At 40.3% G+C, this 21,038-nt stretch carries 19 protein-coding genes; 3 read left to right on the top strand and 16 right to left on the bottom strand.

Features of this window, described 5'->3' with window-relative positions:
* Positions 1 to 12: 12 nt before the first annotated feature.
* The 3 genes from BCM40_RS04420 to BCM40_RS04410 all read right to left on the bottom strand — a co-directional run bounded on the left by BCM40_RS04420 (position 13) and on the right by BCM40_RS04410 (position 4,040).
* A complete protein-coding gene (locus BCM40_RS04420; RefSeq protein WP_065526967.1) occupies positions 13 to 1,242 on the bottom strand; it encodes an aminopeptidase in 1,230 nt (409 codons plus the stop codon).
* The gene (locus BCM40_RS04415) at positions 1,239 to 2,399 is read right to left on the bottom strand and encodes a DEAD/DEAH box helicase (protein WP_065526968.1); all 1,161 of its coding nucleotides are present in this window, start codon (positions 2,397 to 2,399) and stop codon (positions 1,239 to 1,241) included. Before BCM40_RS04415 ends, BCM40_RS04420 begins: the two co-directional genes overlap by 4 nt.
* A gap of 171 nt (positions 2,400 to 2,570) precedes the next feature.
* On the bottom strand, positions 2,571 to 4,040 hold the full coding sequence (locus BCM40_RS04410) for an MDR family MFS transporter (protein WP_065526969.1): 1,470 nt from the start codon (positions 4,038 to 4,040) through the stop codon (positions 2,571 to 2,573).
* A 167-nt stretch (positions 4,041 to 4,207) separates the two neighbouring features.
* Here BCM40_RS04410 and BCM40_RS04405 point away from each other — a divergent pair, with 167 nt between their 5' ends.
* Positions 4,208 to 5,068, top strand: a complete 861-nt coding sequence (locus BCM40_RS04405) for a TetR/AcrR family transcriptional regulator (protein ID WP_065526970.1) — start codon at positions 4,208 to 4,210, stop codon at positions 5,066 to 5,068.
* 67 nt (positions 5,069 to 5,135) lie between these two features.
* On the opposite strand, the gene BCM40_RS04400 is transcribed toward BCM40_RS04405, so the two are convergent.
* Together BCM40_RS04400 and BCM40_RS16370 are read right to left on the bottom strand one after the other, a co-directional pair.
* Complete coding sequence (locus tag BCM40_RS04400) at positions 5,136 to 6,587, bottom strand: amidase family protein (protein ID WP_065526971.1); 1,452 nt, start codon at positions 6,585 to 6,587, stop codon at positions 5,136 to 5,138.
* Between the two features lie 46 nt (positions 6,588 to 6,633).
* Entirely contained in the window at positions 6,634 to 6,798 is a 165-nt protein-coding gene (locus BCM40_RS16370; protein WP_008431154.1) for a Fur-regulated basic protein FbpA, read from the bottom strand.
* 216 nt (positions 6,799 to 7,014) lie between these two features.
* Here BCM40_RS16370 and BCM40_RS04395 point away from each other — a divergent pair, with 216 nt between their 5' ends.
* Complete coding sequence (locus tag BCM40_RS04395; protein WP_065526972.1) at positions 7,015 to 7,467, top strand: SRPBCC family protein; 453 nt, start codon at positions 7,015 to 7,017, stop codon at positions 7,465 to 7,467.
* Between the two features lie 59 nt (positions 7,468 to 7,526).
* Here the strand turns inward: BCM40_RS04395 and rlmD are convergent, their stop codons facing one another.
* The 4 genes from rlmD to BCM40_RS04380 form a co-directional block, all read right to left on the bottom strand.
* The gene (rlmD, locus tag BCM40_RS04390) at positions 7,527 to 8,888 is read right to left on the bottom strand and encodes a 23S rRNA (uracil(1939)-C(5))-methyltransferase RlmD (protein WP_065526973.1); all 1,362 of its coding nucleotides are present in this window, start codon (positions 8,886 to 8,888) and stop codon (positions 7,527 to 7,529) included.
* A 72-nt stretch (positions 8,889 to 8,960) separates the two neighbouring features.
* Positions 8,961 to 9,071, bottom strand: coding sequence for a cytochrome bd oxidase small subunit CydS family protein (gene cydS, locus BCM40_RS16630; protein ID WP_008431151.1), 111 nt, complete (start codon positions 9,069 to 9,071; stop codon positions 8,961 to 8,963).
* Positions 9,072 to 9,085: 14 nt separating this feature from the next.
* A complete protein-coding gene (locus BCM40_RS04385; protein ID WP_065526974.1) occupies positions 9,086 to 10,114 on the bottom strand; it encodes a cytochrome d ubiquinol oxidase subunit II in 1,029 nt (342 codons plus the stop codon).
* Positions 10,111 to 11,457 (bottom strand): cytochrome ubiquinol oxidase subunit I, encoded by a 1,347-nt coding sequence (locus tag BCM40_RS04380; protein ID WP_065526975.1) that lies wholly within the window; start codon positions 11,455 to 11,457, stop codon positions 10,111 to 10,113. Before BCM40_RS04380 ends, BCM40_RS04385 begins: the two co-directional genes overlap by 4 nt.
* 206 nt (positions 11,458 to 11,663) lie before the next feature.
* On the opposite strand from BCM40_RS04380, the gene BCM40_RS04375 reads away from it, so the two are divergent.
* The gene (locus BCM40_RS04375) at positions 11,664 to 12,092 is read left to right on the top strand and encodes an NUDIX hydrolase (RefSeq protein WP_065526976.1); all 429 of its coding nucleotides are present in this window, start codon (positions 11,664 to 11,666) and stop codon (positions 12,090 to 12,092) included.
* A gap of 46 nt (positions 12,093 to 12,138) precedes the next feature.
* Here BCM40_RS04375 and BCM40_RS04370 read toward each other — a convergent pair whose 3' ends face one another.
* The 7 genes from BCM40_RS04370 to ligA form a co-directional block, all read right to left on the bottom strand.
* A complete protein-coding gene (locus BCM40_RS04370; protein ID WP_065526977.1) occupies positions 12,139 to 13,053 on the bottom strand; it encodes a diacylglycerol kinase in 915 nt (304 codons plus the stop codon).
* A gap of 85 nt (positions 13,054 to 13,138) precedes the next feature.
* Entirely contained in the window at positions 13,139 to 13,708 is a 570-nt protein-coding gene (locus tag BCM40_RS04365) for a thioredoxin family protein (protein WP_065526978.1), read from the bottom strand.
* Positions 13,709 to 14,575: 867 nt separating this feature from the next.
* The gene (gatB, locus tag BCM40_RS04360; protein WP_065526979.1) at positions 14,576 to 16,006 is read right to left on the bottom strand and encodes an Asp-tRNA(Asn)/Glu-tRNA(Gln) amidotransferase subunit GatB; all 1,431 of its coding nucleotides are present in this window, start codon (positions 16,004 to 16,006) and stop codon (positions 14,576 to 14,578) included.
* Entirely contained in the window at positions 16,003 to 17,472 is a 1,470-nt protein-coding gene (gene gatA, locus BCM40_RS04355) for an Asp-tRNA(Asn)/Glu-tRNA(Gln) amidotransferase subunit GatA (protein WP_065526980.1), read from the bottom strand. Before gatA ends, gatB begins: the two co-directional genes overlap by 4 nt.
* 19 nt (positions 17,473 to 17,491) lie before the next feature.
* A complete protein-coding gene (gene gatC / locus BCM40_RS04350; protein ID WP_008432168.1) occupies positions 17,492 to 17,782 on the bottom strand; it encodes an Asp-tRNA(Asn)/Glu-tRNA(Gln) amidotransferase subunit GatC in 291 nt (96 codons plus the stop codon).
* A gap of 102 nt (positions 17,783 to 17,884) precedes the next feature.
* On the bottom strand, positions 17,885 to 19,015 hold the full coding sequence (locus tag BCM40_RS04345; RefSeq protein WP_065526981.1) for a CamS family sex pheromone protein: 1,131 nt from the start codon (positions 19,013 to 19,015) through the stop codon (positions 17,885 to 17,887).
* A 12-nt stretch (positions 19,016 to 19,027) separates the two neighbouring features.
* Positions 19,028 to 21,034, bottom strand: a complete 2,007-nt coding sequence (gene ligA / locus BCM40_RS04340) for an NAD-dependent DNA ligase LigA (protein ID WP_065526982.1) — start codon at positions 21,032 to 21,034, stop codon at positions 19,028 to 19,030.
* Positions 21,035 to 21,038: the final 4 nt, after the last annotated feature.

Here is a 21,038-nt window from a genome sequence, read left to right as displayed (position 1 = left end):
TGCTATCACCTCTTAAAATGCCCAGTTTCCATTACGGAAAATAGGCTCTTTTGAACCGTCCGCCATAATACCATCTATATCCATACTGTCACTGCCAATCATAAAGTCTTCATGAACAAGTGACGTATTCAAACCTAGTGCTGCTAACTGATTGCGCTCTAACTCACGTGCACCTTCGTAGCATGTTGGGTAAGAATCACCAATCGCTAAATGATTTGATGCATTTTCATCAAACAAGGTATTATAAAATAAAATATTCGAATCCGAAATCGGAGAATGATGAGGTACTAGGGCTACTTCACCTAAATAAGCCGCTCCTTCATCTGCGCTAATCATCTCATTAAGCAGTTCTTGTCCTATTTCCGCCTGAGCATCAACAATTTTCCCTTTTTTGAAAGTCAGTGTAAAGTTATCAATCACATTGCCTTGATACACTAAAGGCTTTGTATTACGAACAGTCCCATCTACACCATTTTTCAATGGAACTGTGTACACTTCTTCTGTTGGCATATTGGCGATAAATGGAGTTCCTTGAGGTGTTTTTGACGCACCAGACATCCAAATATGCTTGTCCGGAAGTTCAATCGTCAAATTTGTGCCGGGAGCGCTATACTGTAATTTTACAAAGCGCTTATCGTTTAATTGGGTAGCACGCTTTTCTAAGAAAGCAATATGATTTTTCCACGCTTCCACTGCATTGCCTTCACCGATTCTTACTGTTTTAAAAATCGCTTGCCATAATGATTCCATTTGTTGATCAGCAGGCAATTCAGGAAACACTTTCTGCGCCCATTTTGGTGATGGAATCGCCATAATCGACCAAGCTACTTTATCCGTACCGACTGCTTGACGATAACGTTCTAATGCTTTGCCAGCCGTTTTTTGCCAATCTGCTAAACGTTTTGTCGGTATTCCAGTTAGTAAATCTGGGTCTTCGGCGTCAATCCATAAGAAACAGCCACCCGTATTAATTACTTCATCGCGTTGAACAACAGACCATTGGGGAAATTCTTTAAAGGCATCTTCTGGTGCTAATTCAAAATGCGTGCGCGTCAATACAGGATCTTCGTAATTAACTTGTACACGTTTTGCACCAGCTTCGTATGCTTTTTTGACAACAAGGCGTGTAAACTCAAGTGTGTCTGTTGTAGTGTTTATAACAACAAACTGTCCTTTTTGAACATTTAACCCTACATAGACTGTTAACTCAGCGTATTGTTCAAGTTTCTCCTGAAAATTCATCGTTTATTCCCCTTTGTGGCAATGGTTTTACTTGAACCTTCAATTAACTTTCCACCATGAATTACTTTTTGAACAGGTTTCGAGGGTAATTCTTTTGTAAATTTTTTATAGTGACGTTCATCCGCGTATGCCAACAAAGTCAATACTTCCCCGTCTGCTCCTGCTCTTCCTGTTCTTCCTGAACGATGCAAGTATTGCTCAATTGTTTGCGGGACGTCTACATGGACAACATGCGTAACTGAGTCAATATCTAATCCACGTGCTGCTACTTCTGTCGCGATTAATACAGCTACTTCTCCTTTTCGAAAAGCATCTAATGCTTTTTTGCGTTCATCTTTTTTCATTTCAGAATGCAATGTGACGATTTTAGCATCACGGAATTTTAACTTATTTTCTTTCATTAGCAATTGATCTAAGTTGTTAACAAACGCCAAAGCTTTCATGCCTGGAATATGCGAAATGCTACGCAACAATTCTGTTTTATCACGCTCATCTACTTTGATAAACGAGTGCGTCACTTTCCCAAACATCGGCAAATCTTCTGCCGTAACTTTAAGACGTGTCGGATGTTGCATTAAACGTTCTGCAACGAGTTCAATTTCTTCTGTAATTGTCGCAGATACAAGAACCAATTGACGATCGTGTTGCGTTTTTTCGATCAAATCTTTCATGATGTTCCGATGCTCACGCGCCATTAACTGGTCGCCTTCATCCAATACCAACATGCGAATTTCGTGCATTTTGAGTTTCTTCGTTTTGACCAATTCATTCAAACGTCCCGGTGTACCCACGACAATTGTTGGCTTTTTCTTTAGCTTTTCTAATTGACGTTGCATGTTTGCTCCGCCAATCAATTGTGTCACAGTTACAGCTGTGCCTTCTGTCCATTCACGTAAAACATTGACGATTTGCATCGACAACTCTTGTGATGGGGCCACAATCATCGCTTGGATTGCTGGTTTTTCAGGGTTGACGCGTTCAAGAATCGGCAAAACATATGCCAACGTCTTGCCTGAACCAGTTGGAGATTCTGCTACGATATCATTGCCAGCTAACATCTCTGGAATCATCTGATCTTGAATCGGCATTGCCGCTTCAAATCCAGCCTTTTCCCATTTTTCTTGCCATATTGGACTTAGTTCTTTTATAAAAGTCATTTACGATTCCACCTTTTTTTCAATGCTTTAAGTGTACCATATTTGCGGTTTCACCGTCTTTTTCGAACCACAATCAAGTGAAACATTTACTTCCGTTTCACCGCGACTTAGTTCTAGAAAATTTTCGACGAATATAAAAAAACCAGCCTGAATTTAGACTGGTTTTCTCCTTTATTCTGTTACTTCTCTTCTGCTATAAACAATTTCTTTTTCTGTTTCTGTTACTGGCCTAACTGGTTTTTTAATAAAGAACGCAAGAACTAAAGAAACTAGCGCAATAAATGTTGAAACAAAAAATGAAAAATTGATGCCATCAAGCATCGCTAAATTTTTAATAGTTTCAGGTGCTATTCCGTTTGCCACTAAGTTTTGTGCTGTAGCTGATGTTCGCGTGTTCATGATTGTTATTAAAAATGCAGACCCTACAGCCCCAGCTACTTGCTGTAACGTGTTATTAATCGCTGTGCCGTGAGGATAAGCTTTAATCGGCAACGTGTTTAAGCCATTTGTCATAACGGGCATCATAACCAGTGAGATTCCAAACATCCGCAATGTATAAATCAGCATAATACTTACATAACTCGTTTCTAGACTTAACTGGCTAAACATATATGTCGTGATAACTACTATAGCCAGTCCCGGAATCGCTAGTACTTTTGCGCCGAACCGATCAAATAATCGCCCTGTGATTGGAGACATAAAACCCATAATCAATGCTCCGGGTAACATTAAGAGTCCAGAGTTTATCGGCGAAATCCCTTTAATCGTCTGAATATAAATTGGCATTAAAATCATTGCCGAGAACATCGACATGGATAAAGCAATTGAAATTGCAGAGGACAAGGCGAACATTGGGTATTTATAGATTCGAATTTCTAGTAATGGTTCATCCAATTTTAATTGGCGAAGACCAAATACAAGGAGTGATAAGACACCGATTAAAATTGATACAAGTACAGTTGTGCTATCCCAGCCTAATGTACCGGCCGAACTAAACCCATATAACACACCACCGAATCCTAAACTCGAAAGGACAAGCGAAGCTTTATCAAGCGAGATGTTTCTGTCTTGGAATGTTAAGTTTTTCAATTTGAAAATACCTAACAAAAGGGGAATCAACGCAACCGGTAAAACGATCCAGAAAAGTACCCGCCATGAATAATGCTCTACGATAAAACCGGAAAGTGTAGGTCCAATCGCAGGGGCCACGACCATGACTAAACCAAACACACCCATTGCAGATCCACGTTTTTCAACAGAAAATGCAGCTAACATGACGTTCATCAACAATGGCATCATTAATGCAGCACCTGATGCTTGAATCATTCTGCCGACTAGCAAGACGCTGAAGACAGGCGCAATTGCCGCCAATAAAGTCCCTAACGCAAATAAAGACATCGCCACGATGAAAATCGATCGGTTAGAATATCGTTGTATAAAAAAAGCACTCGCTGGTATTAAAATTCCGTTGACCAACATATAGCCGGTCACAAGCCATTGCGCCGTTGAGGCTTCGATGTTTAAATCGAGCATTATTTCTGGGAGGGCAATATTCAACAACGTCTGATTAAAAATTGCTACAAATGCTCCTGTAAACAAAATGGCTATAATGCCATATGGTGGTTTTTTTTGTTCTGTCATGTTCTTCGGTCCTCCGTATATGATACGCATTTTCTATTTCGTCATTTGATTATTTTATACCGACTGTACATTTTTATCAAGCTACACGATTGATGTATCACAAAACATTGATTTATCAATATTTTAAAGTTAATATAAAATAAACTATCAGTATAAAGGTGATGTATATGAATCCTAAAAAACAAAAAATATTAACTGCAGCTTATGAACTTTTCATCAATACAGGCTACAACCCTACTTCTATTCAAGACATACTTGATGAGGCTGGAGTCTCTAAAGGAACTTTTTACAATTACTTCAGCTCTAAATCCGAATGCTTGATGGCGATTATGGACTCGATCGGGAGTGAAATTCGTCAACAACGTTTAGTGGCTGCTGTTGGATTGCCTCCAAATGATCCGGAAGTTTTAGCCCAACAATTGCATATCCGTATTAAACTTAACCTCGAAAAAAATCTCTTCGCTTTATACGAAAGTATTTTCTATTCACAAGATCCCGAGCTTAAAGCTTTTTCTGTGAAACAATATACCTTGGAAATGGAATGGCTCTCTTCACGAATTATTGATGTTTTCGGCAAAGAAGCCATTCCCTACGCTTTAGAAAATGCAGCTTTTGTTCACGGTTATGTTCATCAACTGATTCACTTATGGCGCCTTTCTTCTACAGACGATTTACCCGCTGAAAACTTAGCTGCGTTTGTTATTCGTCGGCTGCAAGCAACCATTACCCTTCAAATCGCAGCAAAAGATAATTTTCTTGGAGAGTTAAAATTGCCGTCTTCCACATTGGGTGACCCCATCGGCCTTAAAGAACTTTCTACCAGATTTGAAGCTTATACCGAAAAGCTAAAACATTACCCAAGTACACAACAATTGGTTTTGTTTTTATCAACTGAAATTGTCGCAGAAAATCCGAGAAAACCGTTGATTGAAAGTGTCTTAACTACATTAGCAAATGACAAAATGATTGAATCTGAACTTTCCCTATTGGTTGAACAATTGTGGAAACACGTCGCAACTATGAAATAACCCAAAAAAACGAAGCCAGTTTATTGGCTTCGTTTTTTAGGTTTGGAGACACATCACTCAGATCGTTTTATGGTTTACGGCGTCCTTTTACTTTTTGTTCAAATGCATAAGCATATTCAATTAGTGTAGGTTCTGTGAATGCTTGACCTGAAAATGTGATACCGAAAGGTTTGCCTGTAATTGGACCAAAACCATACGGCACCGTAATTGAAGGGAATCCAGCCGCTGCACCGATATTGCAGCCATATTCTTGTGGCAACACGAGTGCGTCAACGCCGATCTCTTCCAACGTTTTCTTCATCCCCCGCTCCGCGGCTAGAAAACGATTACGCTCGAGAGCTTCTACGTATTCTCGCTCCGTTAACGTACCTGACAATTCATTGGCTTGTTCAAGCAAATTTTGACCGAATTTTAACGTATCTTTCGGATTTATACGATTAAAAGCTATAACATCTGCTAATGAACGCATTGGCTGATTGGGGTTGGATTCTTGCAAGTAAGCATTAAGATCAACTTTAAACTCATGTAACAGCACTGCAAATCCTAAGTCTTCTTGATGAACACCTAAGTCAATGTCGTCAATAATTTCTGCTCCACAATCACGCAATGTCGTTAATGCTTTTTCAAATAGTTCAGCTTGTTCAGCTGTAATTTCTTTAAACAAGCTTCTTGCTACACCCAGTTTTACCCCTTTCAACCCTTCCTCTTTCAAGTGTTGGTTCCAGTCATAATTTTCGAATGGCTTGGCTAATGTTGTAATCGCATCTTCTGAATCTACGCCAATAATTCCTTCTAAGAGTACTACGGCATCTGCGACTGTCCGCGCTATAGGTCCTGGAACGTCTTGTGTATGAGATATGGGAATAATACCGGTTCTGCTTGTTAAACCTACTGTAGGTTTGATGCCTACTAAGCTATTTTGAGCAGCAGGATTAATAATAGAGCCAGAAGTTTCTGTGCCAATAGCTGCGGCAGCTAAATTTGAGGCGATTGCTGCGGCAGAACCTGAACTAGATCCTCCAACATCAAATTCACCGTATGGATTTTTCACTTGTCCACCACGTGAGCTATAGCCATTGGTCATGTTCTCCGACATGAAATTTGCCCACTCAGTCATGTTGGTTTTACCAAGAATAACTGCACCTGCTTGACGTAACTTTTCTACGATTTTAGCATCACGTAATGCATAATGATTTTCAAGTGCTAATGAACCTGCACTCGTGTGCATTTTGTCCGCAGTATCTATATTGTCTTTAAGTAAGATTGGTATACCGTGAAGCATTGAGCGTGGCCCTGATTGTTGGCGTTCATAATCGAGCGCTTGTGCAATTTGTAACGCATCTGGGTTTATTTCAAGAATGGCGTTGGTGTCTTTGTTTCGCACCGAAATTGTTTCTTTGTACATCAAAACCAATTCTTCAGAAGTGAGGTTGCCACTGTTCATTTCTTGCTGCATTTCGGAAATGGTCATTTCATCTAATCGTGTCGCGCGATAGTTCTCCAATTTTTTATCATGCATACATATTCCTCCTTATTTATAGCCTAGACATCGAAAAAAGCCGGGATTAGCCGGCTTGGTTTGTTTCTGTATAAGTTTTCATTAATTCATAAAGTGAAGTTTCATATAATTGTCTGCCATTGATCTTAAATACATTTTGGTCGACCAACCCTTGGATGATAGTTTCACGTTTATCAGTGAATTTTGACTCGGGTATTTGTTCCATGTTCATCGTTCTCTCCTTCTAAAAGTATTCTATTATCTTTACCCTCTTATTAATTCTTTTAAAACCTCAATAAAACTTAAACTCTATAATTTTTTTATCAATGTTAATCTCCATACACCTTTTATAGAGACAATATGCAAATGCCACATAGCTATACAACTCTAAGTAGGATACAATTTTCTATAAGAAGAATTTCCTATTAAAACATAAGGGGGCTTATACATGAAAGTTTCGACTCAAATAGACATTAACAGCACAAAAGAAAAAGTTTGGAGCGTTATTACTGATATTGAAAACTCAGCTAATGTTATCAGTGGAATTATTCACATTGAAATTCTGCAACCAGCTGAAGGTGACCTTGTTGGATTAAAGTGGAAAGAAACTCGCAAAATGCTTGGGAAAGAAGCTCAAGAAATCATGTGGATTACGCATAGTGAAAAGTATCATTATTATCAAACACGAGCTGAAAGTCACGGTGCCATTTATGTGTCTCGATTAAATATCACTGAAAAAAGTAACAACACCGTGACTCTTGAAATGTCTTTTGAAGGACACTCTGTAAGTTTAACAGCTAAAATCTTGAGTGGGATCTTCAGTATTTTTATGAAAAAATCAATGAAAAAAGCACTCGAAGTAGACCTTCAAGATATAAAAAGTTATTGCGAAGCGAAGTAACACTCTATTAAATAAAAAAGTTGTCTACTTGGAGTAGACAACTTTTTTTCACTATGCGATTAAACTAATTCTAACCATGCCACAGCTTCACAATGTGTAGACTGCGGGAACATATCAACAGGTTGTACTTCTTTCGTACGATAGCCACCATCTTCAAGTATACGCAAATCCCGTGCGAGTGTTGCTGGGTTGCAGGATACATACACAACGCGTGTTGGGCGTTGTTTTAATATGGTGTGCAACAACTGCTCATCACACCCTTTACGTGGTGGATCGACAACTAATACATCTGCTTTCTTTCCTTCTTTATACCAACGCGGAATCACTTGTTCAGCAGGTCCTGCTTCAAACAATGTATTTGTTAAGCCATTTAACTCAGCGTTGCGTTTAGCATCTTCAATTGCTTGCGGCACAATTTCAACACCCATAACAAATTTCGCTCGTTGCGCAAGGAATAACGAAATGGTTCCAATGCCACAATACGCATCGATGACAGTTTCTTCACCTGTTAATTGAGCATATGCTAGCGCTTGGCCATAAAGCACTTCTGTTTGTACAGGGTTAATCTGATAAAACGACCGTGCTGAAATTTCGAAACGAACATCCCCAATTCGATCTTCAATCACATCTTTGCCCCATAGCGTTAATGTTTCATCACCGAAAATAACATTAGTCTTTTCAGAATTTATGTTTTGGACAATCGATGTCACTTCTGGAACAGTAGCCTGGATCAACTCAATCGCACGTTGCGCTTGTGGGAATTTCTTTTTCTTCGTCACTAACACGACCATAATTTCTCCGGTTGCTCTTGCCTTACGAACCACCACATGACGCAGCATGCCACGATGTGTCGCTTCTTCATAAGGTTCAATGCCCATGTCGATCAAATTCTTTTTCAACGCGACCATAATCGCGTCTGCTTCAGGGGTTTGGATTAAACACGTATTGGTGTCTGCAATATCATGCGAACGTGGCTGGTAAAATCCAGCAACCACTTTGCCGTCTTGCATGCCAAAAGGAATTTGCGATTTATTGCGGTAACGCCATGGATCTTCCATTCCTTTCACCGGATGCACCGGTACGTCTGGTAATTTACCAATACGGGTAATCGCATCGCGTACCAATTTCTGTTTAAAAGTCATTTGCCCTTCGTAAGACAAGTGTTGAATCTGACAGCCTCCACATGTATCAAATACAGGACAAGGAGCTGTAACACGAAAAGGTGAAGCTTGTTGTATTTCAATAAGCTTTGCAAAGCCATATGATTTTAACGTTTTTAACACATGAACCACAACATCTTCTCCAGGCAATGCGCCTGGTACAAATAATGGATAGCCGTCAACTTTTGCGACACCCGCTCCGTCGTGCGTCAAATCTTCTACATGAACCGAAATTCGGTCATTTTTATTTACTGGTTTCAAAACGCTCACTCCATTTCACATTTACCTATCATACAACAAAAAAACGCGGCAGGCAAAAGCCTGCACGCGTCATTACTCCCGGTCTTTTGTAACGGGACCGTCTTTTAGTGAAAACCAAAATCCAAAAACGATAGCTCCTATTAACACCAGAAAAGGTGCGTAAAATATCATGAAATCTTGCATGAATAGTGCCTCCTTTATGCGTGGTAATCCGATTTACCTTCGACATAATCTTTATCGAACAAGAACAGACGGAACAATAAATAGAGTGATGGCAATAACAAGAATAGCCCTGCAATAAAAGCAATAATTAATGCGATTGCCATAGCTTCATTTGTAAAGCTATCGTAAATTGTCAAATACGGATACAGCAAGTATGGATAATGTGAAGCTCCATATGCGAAGAAGGCCGTAAAGAATTGCCCGACCAACAAAATGAAAGCCCAACCGTAATGACGCTTTTTCCAAATGAGGTAAACCGTTCCGACAAACAGTAAGAACGAGACCGCGAACACCCACCACAAATCAAGAATACGCACATAATGTTCCGGGTTATGACCACGCAATTCGTATATAATTCCAGTTGCCGTAATCATTGCCGGCGCTGCCCAAACAAGCGCGTATTTACGCATTAAATCGGTAGCTTTAACATCGCCAGCTTTTGCAGAATACCAGGTTAAGAACACCGCTGAAATATAAAGCACTGCCGTTAAACTCAAGACGACGATACTCCACATCAAGGGACTCGTAAATAATGCCCAATAATCCAAGTAAGGCTGTCCGTCATTGAGTTTAATAAAGCCGCCTTCTGACATGGCTAGTACAGGTGATAATGCAGCCGGTAGCAATAAGCCAGACAAGCCATACATGAAAATATAGCCTCGGTGATCAATTTTAGCTCCGTAAGTTGCAAACGCGTAATAAGAACCACGAATCGCCAACAAAATTAACGCGATACTCGCCGGCACTAACAAAGTTGTCCCGTAGTAAAAAGCGGTTTGCGGAAAAAATCCGATGACCCCAACAAAAAAGAACACAAAAAATACATTGGTTACTTCCCAGACCGGCGACAAATATCGCTGGATTATACCTGTTAAAATATGTTGCTTTCCAACAAAAGAACTATAGGCATTAAAGAAACCAGCGCCAAAATCAATTGACGCTACTATGACATACAGAAAGAGAAACAACCACAATACAGAAATTCCGATAATTTCTAAAGTCATTTCTTGTCACCGCCTTTGCCATTTTCTCGTTCTGCTAATTCTTTTTCCACTGGATTACGTTTATACATTCTCGTCAAAACAACAGCAGTACCAATCCCTAAAATTAGATACAAACCTGCAAACAAGATAATCATTAAATCTACTTGACCACTTGTGGTCGCTGCTTGATCAACTGTCATGTATCCTCTTAACACCCAAGGCTGGCGTCCGACTTCTGTAAACCACCATCCTGCTTCTATAGCGATAAGCGCTAAGGGTCCTCCGGCAATAAGTAGCCACTGGAACCATTTTGCGCGAATAAACGTCCACTTGCGCCATACAGCTACAACATACACAAAAGAGAAGAACGCTAACCACATGCCAATCATCACCATCGTATCGAACAGGTAATGAATCCACAGCGGTGGCCTTTCGTCTTCTGGAAATTCATTAAGCCCTATCACTTCTGTAAATGGATTGCTGTGGGCAAGAATACTTAACGCATAAGGAATCTTGATTGCGTATTTAGCTTCTTCACCATCTAGAATCCCAAAAAGAATTAAACCTGCCTCTTCTTCTGTTTCAAAATGCCATTCTGCAGCTGCCAACTTTTCCGGCTGATATTCAGCCAAATACTTACCAGAAAAGTCACCAATTAAGGCAGTTGCAATAGCGAATACAAGTCCTAATTTCATCGTTAAGAACAATGCTTTTTTATGATAAATATGGGTTGAGCCTCGCAATAGTCGAACTGCTGCAATAGACGCCAACACAAAAGCACTAGTCATAAACGCCGTGGACATTACATGCGCTACTTTTGTAGGGACAGCTGGACTAAACATCGCCAGTAAAGGACTGATATTAACCATTTCACCATTTAGTATTTCAAACCCTTGTGGTTGGTTCATAAAAGCATTGACGATGGTGATAAATACCGATGATGCTGCTGCACCAAGTGCGACCGGAATAAGGAATAAGAAATGCTTGCGCTGATCTTCAAAACGGTCCCATGTGTATAGATAAATACCCAGAAAAATTGCTTCAAAGAAAAATGCAAAAACTTCCATAAACAACGGCAATGCAATAACGTTCCCTGCCAATTGCATGAAATTCGGCCATAACAGCGATAACTGCAAACCAATCGCGGTTCCGGTTACAACTCCTACTGCGACCGTAATAACAAATCCTCTTGCCCAGCGACGGGCCATCAAAATATAATGTTCATCTTGTTTCTTAATCCCTACCCATTGAGCAATCATGATCATCAGCGGGACCCCTACGCCTATCGTTGCGTAAAGGATATGGAACGATAAAGTTAAAAGCGTTAGAATACGACTCAGAAAAGCTGGATCTTGAAATTCCACTCTACTCGTCTCCTTTTATAAATACTAGATTCATAGTTTCTATAGTCCTATTGTACATCAAACCGACTTTTCAAAACGCTTCCCAAGCCTTACTTTCAGAGCAAACTTTGAACGAGCTGTGACAAACAGAAAACGAAAAGAATTGAAATTTTTCTCAATTTTTAGTATTCTGTATATATACATTAAAGGAAAAAGGGTGATGCATCATGAGAACGAAACGGAAAGTATTTGCTTATATCACAAGAGGCGATGAAGAAAATCGCGAGTTGCTTGTATTCGAATACAAAGGAGAACCAGAAGTTGGCCTACAAGTACCAGGTGGAACCATTGAAGACGGGGAACTGTTAATCGATGCGTTATATAGAGAAGTAAAAGAAGAAACAGGATTACCACGTGATGTACTTGACTTTGTCGGCAAAATTCATAAGTACACATACTATCCTGAACATCAGGATAAAGCGTATGAACGGAATATCTTTCAATTTGAATACACGGGTGAACCCGTTGAACAATTTGAACATGTCATCAAAAGTCATGGCCGCGACAATGGAATGACATTACTGTTCCGCTGGGAGTCACTTAATGATTTACCCCGACTTGCTGCAGAACAAGATAAAGCTATCGAGTTACTTTAACCAAACAAAAAAGTTGGAAACCAAATTTTTTCGGTTTCCAACTTTTTTATTTCCGATCTTTTTCATTTAACGAATCAATTGGAACATACATTTCAATATGACTCGCTAAGTTTTTGAATGTAGCCGGTAGCACGCCCCCGTACTCTCCGTCTAAATTCAATAGCACCCGCTCTTCAGTTGTCACTTTAATCGTACTTGCCTTAGCATAAATCACATGAGGGTCTGACAAATGCTCACCACGTAACGCTAAAGATGCAACACGAATAAATTCGGCCATATTCAGCTCTTTTAAAATCAACAATGTAAACTTCCCATCGTTAATGCTGGCGTCTGGCGCTAGTTTTTCAAACCCGCCAACTGAGTTTGTCAAGCCGATTAAAAACATCATCGCACTATCATCAAAAACTTGATCATCGTACTCTATGCGTACACGCGAAGACCGGATTGACGGCAACATCTCAATCCCTTTTAAGTAATAAGCCATTTGACCAAGAACTGTTTTTAGTTTACTCGGTACTTCATATGTTAACTCTGTGAGTCTCCCGCCTCCTGCAATATTGATAAAATACCGATCGTCATTCATCAAACCGATATCTACAGGAATGGAATCTCCTTTCAAAATAATATCTACAGCTTTTGTAATGTCTCGTGGTATATGAACCGCACGGGCAAAATCATTGGTTGTTCCCATTGGAATTAAACCGACTTTTGGACGATTCTCGAACTTAGCAATTCCTGAAACAACTTCATTTAACGTTCCATCTCCACCAACAGCTATTACTAAATCAAACTCGCGCTCTACGGCATGAGCAGCTGCTTGAATAGCATCGCCCTCAGAAGTAGTTGCGTGGCAGGAAGTTTCATATCCCGCTTTCTCCATTTTCTCCAAAACTTCCGGCAGATGCTTGCGGAATAACTCGCGACCAGAAGTAGGATTGTAAATAATACGTGCACGTTTCATAGGATTCAGCCTTTCTGGACTTTCTGTAAAAATGAACATAACGCATTTCTGAAATTAACTACTTATAAATTCCCTAATGACTTTGTCATTTACTTGAAGTTAAAGCTGTTTGGAATACTTGACGAAACTCTTCATATACCACATGCCAAAAATCATCATTGTAAACAAACCCATCTAATATTTCACCGGTTACTGTTTTCATATGCAGTTTGTATTGCGGATCTTCTTTTTCTGGAAGAACTGATTTCTTCTTGTCCACAAACTCCTGAACTTTTGGAGCCCTTGGTCCCCACTCACCAAGAACCTCTCCAGCTTCAGACAGCACAATGTATTTCGGAATTGATCGTTCCCCGTTTGTTAAGTAACGATCCATTAATTCCAAATTATCATCACGAGATATGCAATGAACTTCTAAATCAGCTGCATCTGCAATTTTTCGTAAAATTGCATTGTTCATCATCGCATCGCCGTTCCAGTCTTCAGTAATCACTAATACATGTGGCTTTTTATCTTTTAGTAAAGCCAGGAATTCTGGATCTTTCGGTAGCTCAAACTTTTCATAGATGCTATAAGATTTATGTTGATTCGACTCCATTTGAGCCATATAGCTTTCCAAACTAATACCATTTTCAAAGTATTGCTGCTCCGTCATCATCTCATCACGCCTCCCTTTCCCTACTTTTCCACTAAGCTAATTTCCCACTAAAAAGCAGAAAACTCACCACTTAAAATTAGTTGTATAGGTACAGCTACTGATTCCTAAAGCACATTCTATTGGCCTAAATTTGTCTTTACTACCAGTTTACTGTTATGTAGCAAAGTGTTCAAGGCTGAGATGCAGAAACGGCCTCTCGACAAAATCTATATCGACAAAAAATAGCACTAAACGTCCACTTAAAAGACGAAGTACACTCTAACTTAGTTCCATTAATTAACTAATAAACTCAATTAACTAAAACTATTCGACATTATTACATCCACTCACCAGCACCGCCGCGCACGCGGGCTAAGCGAAGCAAGAAGACAGGCGCTTTTCCCTGGCTTCTTGCGGGAGCTATGCCCAAAGCGGCCGGTGCGACTTTTCACACCTACTTCCACAGAAGCTCATTCTACATAACTATGTCCTCTATCTAAATGATACGAAGACGCTACCTCCAACCACTCACCAGAACCGCCGCGCATGTGGGCTAATCGAAGCAAGAAGACAGGCGCTCTTCCCTGACTTCTTGCGGGAGCTATGCCCAAAGCGGTCGGTGCGACTTTTCACACCTACTTCCACAGAAGCTCATTCTACATAACTATGTCCTCTATCTAAATGGATACGAAGACGCTACCTCCAACCACTCACCAGCACCGCCGCGCACGCGGGCTAAGCGAAGCAAGAAGACAGGCGCTCTTCCCTGGCTTCTTGCGGGAGCTATGCCCAAAGCGGTCGGTGCGACTTTTCACATCAACTTCTACAAGAACTCATCAAAAAAGATGGCCCATAGCGGACCATCCTTTTACATCATTCAACTAGATATTATCGTTTTGCAATTTCTTCAAGAAGAATTTTATTAAGCAATGGCGGGTTTGCCTGCCCTTTTGTTTGTTTCATAATTTGCCCAACTAGGAAACCAATTGCGCGGTCTTTACCGTTTTTAAAGTCTTCGATCGATTGCGGATTATTATCCAGAGCTGCTGTCACGAATTCACGCAATGTGTTTTCATCAGAGATCTGAACAAGTCCTTTAGCTTTAACGATATCGTTCGCGTCGCCGCCTTTTTCAATCAATTCTTTAAAGACTTTCTTCGCAATTTTAGACGAAATCGTACCATCAGAAATCAATTTGATCATGCCTGCCAAACCTTCAGGAGTTAATGCTGTATCTGAAAGTTCTTTTTGTTCAGCATTTAGGTAAGCTGAAACTTCGCCCATCAACCAGTTAGAAGCAAGTTTCGCATCAGCACCAGCCGTTACAGTTGCTTCAAAGAAATCCGAGATCGGTTTTGCTAATGTCAGAACCATCGCATCATAAGAAGACAAGCCAAGTTCTGAAACGTAACGAGCTTTTCTTGCATCTGGCAATTCTGGAATTTCAGAGCGAACGCGCTCAAGCCAAGCATCATCGATTACAATATCAACTAAATCTGGCTCTGGGAAGTAACGGTAATCATCCGATCCTTCTTTAATACGCATCAACAACGTTTTACCTGTTGATTCGTCGTAACGACGTGTTTCTTGCTCGATGATGCCACCTGACAATAACACTTGTTCTTGACGAACTTGTTCGTGCTCGATCCCCTTACGAACAAAGTTGAACGAGTTTAAGTTTTTCAACTCGGTTTTTGTTCCAAATTGCTCTTGACCAAACGGACGAAGTGAAATGTTCGCGTCACAACGCAACGATCCTTCTTCCATCCGAACATCTGAAACACCCGTGTATTGGATAATTGCTTTAATTTTTTCAAGGTAAGCGTAAGCTTCATCAGCTGTACGGATATCTGGCTCAGAAACGATTTCGATTAGTGGCGTTCCTTGGCGGTTAAAGTCAACCAATGAATGGCCATTGCCTGTATGCGTCAATTTCCCTGCATCTTCTTCCATATGAAGACGCGTGATGCCGATACGTTTTTTCTCGCCTTTTACTTCGATTTCAATCCAACCATGTTCACCGATAGGCTGATCAAATTGTGAAATTTGGTAAGCTTTCGGGTTATCCGGATAGAAGTAGTTTTTGCGGTCAAATTTCGTGTGACGCGTAATTTCACAGTTTAATGCAAGCGCCGCTCTCATTGCCCAATCTACAGCTGTTTTATTGACTACAGGTAAAACGCCTGGGTAGCCAAGGTCAATGACGTTTGTATTGGTATTCGGTTCCGCACCAAAGTGAGCCGGTGCTGGAGAAAACATTTTAGATTCAGTTTTTAGTTCAACGTGGACTTCAAGTCCAATGATCGTTTCAAAGTTCATTGTGCTGCTCCCTCCCATGTTTGAGGAGTTTTTTTATGGAAATCTGTTGCTTTTTCGTATACATCCGCAACACGATAAACAGTTTCTTCGTCGAAATGTTTTCCGATAATTTGCAAGCCTAATGGTAGACCGTTTTCAAATCCACAAGGAATTGAAATAGCTGGTACCCCCGCTAAGTTTACAGGAATAGTTAAAATATCATTTGCATACATTGTTAATGGATCGTCAATAATTTCACCAATTTTAAAGGCTGGTGTTGGCGTTGTTGGGCCAACAATGACATCGTATTTTTCAAATGCATCATCAAAATCTTTTTTGATCAACGTACGAACTTTTTGTGCTTTTTTATAGTAAGCATCGTAATATCCTGAGCTTAGTGCATACGTTCCTAGCATGATGCGGCGTTTTACTTCATCGCCAAATCCTTCAGAACGCGTATTCATGTAAAACTCAAGAAGACTCCCTGCTTTTTCTGTACGGTAGCCATAACGAATGCCATCAAAACGCGAAAGGTTAGATGAAGCTTCAGAAGAAGCAAGAATGTAATAAGTTGATAATGCATATTTTGAATGAGGAAGTGAAATTTCTTCACAAATTGCGCCTCGTTCTTCAAGCACTTTTAATGCATCAAGTACAGCTTCTTTAGCTGCTTCGCCAACACCTTCGGCAAAGTATTCTTTTGGAACACCAATGCGAAGACCTGTAATATCACCCGTCAATGCCGATGTGAAATCTGGCACTTCTACATTTGCAGACGTTGAATCTTTGTCGTCATAACCTGCAATCGCATTTAACAACAAAGCATTGTCGTTTACGGTTCTTGTGATCGGACCAATTTGATCTAAAGAAGAAGCATAAGCGATTAACCCAAAACGAGAAACTCGTCCGTAAGTTGGCTTCATCCCCACAACCCCACAAAAAGCGGCTGGCTGGCGAATCGAACCACCCGTATCTGATCCTAATGAAAATGGTACTTCTCCCGCTGCAACTGCAGCAGCAGATCCACCTGAAGAACCGCCTGGAACAGTTTCAAGATTCCATGGATTTTTTGTTTTTTTGTAATACGAGTTTTCGTTAGAAGAACCCATTGCAAATTCATCCATATTCAATTTACCGACTGTTACCATCCCGGCTTCTCTTAACTTATCCACAACTGTTGCATTATAGATCGGATTAAATCCTTCTAAAATACGACTAGAAGCTGTCGTTTCAAGTCCTTCTGTTACGATATTGTCTTTTACCCCAATTGGTAAACCAAATAATGGTCCACGCTCAGCAAAAGGCACTTGATCCATTTCTTTTGCAAGTTGTGTTGCACGTTCTTTGTTCAATGCAAGAAATGCATCGACTTTTGGCTCAAGCGCTTCAATGCGTTCGAATGCTTTTTCAGTCATTTCGGCAATTGTCGTTTCTTTTGTATGTATCATTTCTTGCAATTGTGCAGCTGTTTTTTCTACAAATGACATGTTTAGTTCCTCCTTCCGACTATTCTAAAATTGTAGGGACTTTTACTTGTCCGCCTTCATGTTCTTTTACGTTTTTCATAACCAAGTCACGATCTAATCCAGGGACAGATTTATCTTCGCGCAATACATTGACCATTTGCAATACGTGCGTTGTTGGTTCAACATTTTCCGTATCCAATTCATTTAGCAATTCCATTGCATTCGTAATTGCTTCTAATTGATCTGCAAAATGTTCTGCTTCTTCATCAGTAATTGCGAGTCTCGCCAAATGTGCGACTTCAATTACTTCTTCTTTCGTCATTTTCGCCATTTCTTTACACCTCCGGATTCAGTAAACATACGCTATATCATACCATTTTTCTAAAAAAATGAATAGGGACAGCCACATGGCTATCCCTATTTTCAGTGGAGATTATTCATAAATGTGAACAAAAGGTTCTGTTTCGCCTGCTTTTTTCAAAATTAAGGCTTCAGGACCGTTAGTTGAAGTGACGCTCACTTCTATTAATACATTTTCAGGAAAATGATCTATAACAAGACCTGTCACATATTGGGTAAAACCAATCACTTCTGATACGCCGTAAAATTGAATCGGTATTTCAACCTTCAACTCTTTTAATTCATTTTCTTGATAAAAGCCGGTGCCGATAACACTGGTGTAATTAGAAAAATAAATCTCAACATCTTGTTTGAAATTACGGAATGCTGTATCAATATCTCGATAGCCTTCATCTTTACCGGAAGTGGGGAACAGTACATAATCTTCATTTACCTGATTCCAGCTAGCTACAGCATTTTTCCCACCTGGTGCAGCGCCTGATGAAAAATAAGTGCCAGGAATCATCGAGCTACCTGCATTTTGTTTAAAAAGTCCTACCACTATCGGCACATCTGCTAAGCCTTCTTTTTCACGCAACCGTTTAACGATTTCATCTGCCATGCGTTTGCCTTCTTTTTCTAGTTGCGCTTGCGGTATTTCTTCTTCATAGGAAATGCCGTTTTCACTACCAGAGTAAGATGAATTCAGCGCAAGACCGATAGAGATGCCCCCAAGTCGGATTGTATCTTCATTGGTTTTCACTAAATAATTTTGTTCTATGACATGTGCCAATACTTCAGCTGGAGGACGTTCTCCTGCTTTTTTTTGTTCTGCAGTTCGTTCATCTGAAAGATTTAGTCCGGCTGGATTGTCTTCACTCTTACGTCGTAACCATGAAGTGACATCTTCATCCGTGATTTTTTGACCTTCTTGAAAATAATAATCGTCCGGCGAAAATTGTTTTTGCGACAAGCGCAACAAGCCATTTTCCGTTTCAGCAATATCGTATCGAGAGTTTAAACGATTAACGATTTTCCCTCTTGTGGCGCTTGCTTTATAGGGCAAAAGCGTACGGTAAAACTGATCATCCAACTGCATGCTCGGGATGATTGCCGTTTCTACTTCTTCTTTTTCATTTATCACTTCTGTTTTCTCATCTGTTTTCGAAGGAACACATCCCGATAACAGCAGCAAACTGATTGGAATCCACCATATGCGTTTCATGTTAAAATCCCCTTATTTATTCAATTCCTCAACGAGACGTTGTTCGTCCCAAATTTCCACTTTGAGCTCACGTGCTTTATCGAGTTTAGAGCCTGCTTCTTCACCAGCAATAAGCAAATCGGTTTTCTTGCTGACACTACCTGTTAGTTTGCCACCAAGCGCCTCGATTTGAGCACTCGCTTCTTGACGAGTCATTTGTTCGAGCTTACCTGTTAAAACAATTTTCTTGCCAGCAAAGGCATTCGCGCCTTCTTCTACGCGTACGCGCGTACCCGTATACGATAAATTGACGTTTGCTTCGCGTAAACGTTCCACTAATGCACGAACTTCTTCATTATCAAAATACATAACGATGGAATCCGCCATTTTGTCGCCGATTTCATGTATTTCGATCAATTCTTCTTTTGTCGCATCAATTAGCTGTTCAAGTGTCCCAAAATGCTCAGATAAAATTCGTGCGCCTCTTTCTCCCACATGGCGAATACCTAAACCAAATAACAATTTCTCCATTGAATTAGTTCTAGATGCATCAATCGCCGCTACTAAATTTGAAGCAGACTTGTCAGCCATGCGATCTAACTCTAACAATTGCTCTTTTGTCAGCTTGTAGATATCCGAAATATCGTGAACCAAACCTTCTCTGTACAATTGCTCAATTACCTTTTCACCAAGCCCATCAATATTCATGGCATTGCGTGACACAAAGTGAATGAGACCTTCTGTAATTTGTGCAGGACATTGCGGATTCACACAACGAAGAGCCACTTCTCCTTCAATTCGAACCAACTCGCTTTCACAAGCAGGGCAATGAGTCGGCATTTCAAAAGGCAGTTCTTCTCCAGTTCGTTGGTCAAGAATAACCGAAACGACTTCCGGAATAATATCTCCCGCTTTTCGAATAATGACTTTGTCACCGATTCGAATATCTTTTTCTTTGATCAAGTCTTCATTGTGTAAGGAAGCTCGTTGCACGGTAGTTCCTGCAACCGACACAGGATCTAATATCGCAGTTGGTGTCACCACTCCGGTTCGTCCAACACTCAATTCAATATCGCGGACTGTCGTCATTACTTCTTCTGCTGGGAACTTATAAGCTGTTGCCCATTTAGGGCTTTTCGCTGTAAACCCAAGTTCTTGTTGGTACAAAAACTGATTGACTTTAATAACGATGCCGTCGATTTCATATGGCAAGTCGTTGCGTTTTTCAGTCCATTTTTCAATATACGCCAACACTTCTTCAACCGTTGTACAAACTTGGCGTTCTTGGTTTGTTTTAAAGCCAAGTTTTGCAAGATACTCCAGCGATTCATCGTGTTCGGCTAAACGATAAGTCTCACCGTCGCCACCAATTCCATAAATAAAAACATCTAAATTACGGCTTGCAGCAATTTTTGGATCTAATTGACGAAGAGACCCTGCTGCTGCATTGCGCGGATTAGCGAACAGTTCTTCACCTTGCTCGCTGCGCTGCTCATTTAAGGCATGAAATGATTTTTTTGGCATAAACACTTCGCCTCGAACTTCAAGCGTGACTGCATCTTTTAGTTTTAATGGAATTGCACGGATAGTTCGCAAATTGACCGTAATGTCTTCTCCAACACGACCATCACCACGCGTTGCACCTTTGACGAATTTACCATTCTCATATAGAAGTGATACGGCAAGTCCATCAATTTTCAATTCACAAACATAGTCAACTTTGTCACCCGCACCGCTCCGCACACGTTTATCAAATTCGCGTAAATCTTCTTCACTAAAAACATTGGACAAACTGAGCATAGGACGTTCATGGGTAACTTTATCAACTGTTGAAAGTGGTGCTCCTCCTACACGTTGAGTAGGTGAATCTGGAAACACCAAATCAGGGTAAAGTGTTTCTAAGTCGATTAATTCATTGAGCAATTGATCGTATATTGCATCTGGAACAGCCGGTTTATCGAGTACATAATACGCATGACCATAGTTCCTCAGCATTTCGTTTAATTCATCTACACGTTGTTCCGCTTTTAAGCGATCCATCTAG

Source organism: Planococcus donghaensis (assembly GCF_001687665.2).
GTDB classification, from domain to species: domain Bacteria; phylum Bacillota; class Bacilli; order Bacillales_A; family Planococcaceae; genus Planococcus; species Planococcus donghaensis.
The sequence above is the reverse complement of the archived record's forward strand: the minus strand, read 5'-3'. Positions and strand labels throughout refer to the sequence as shown.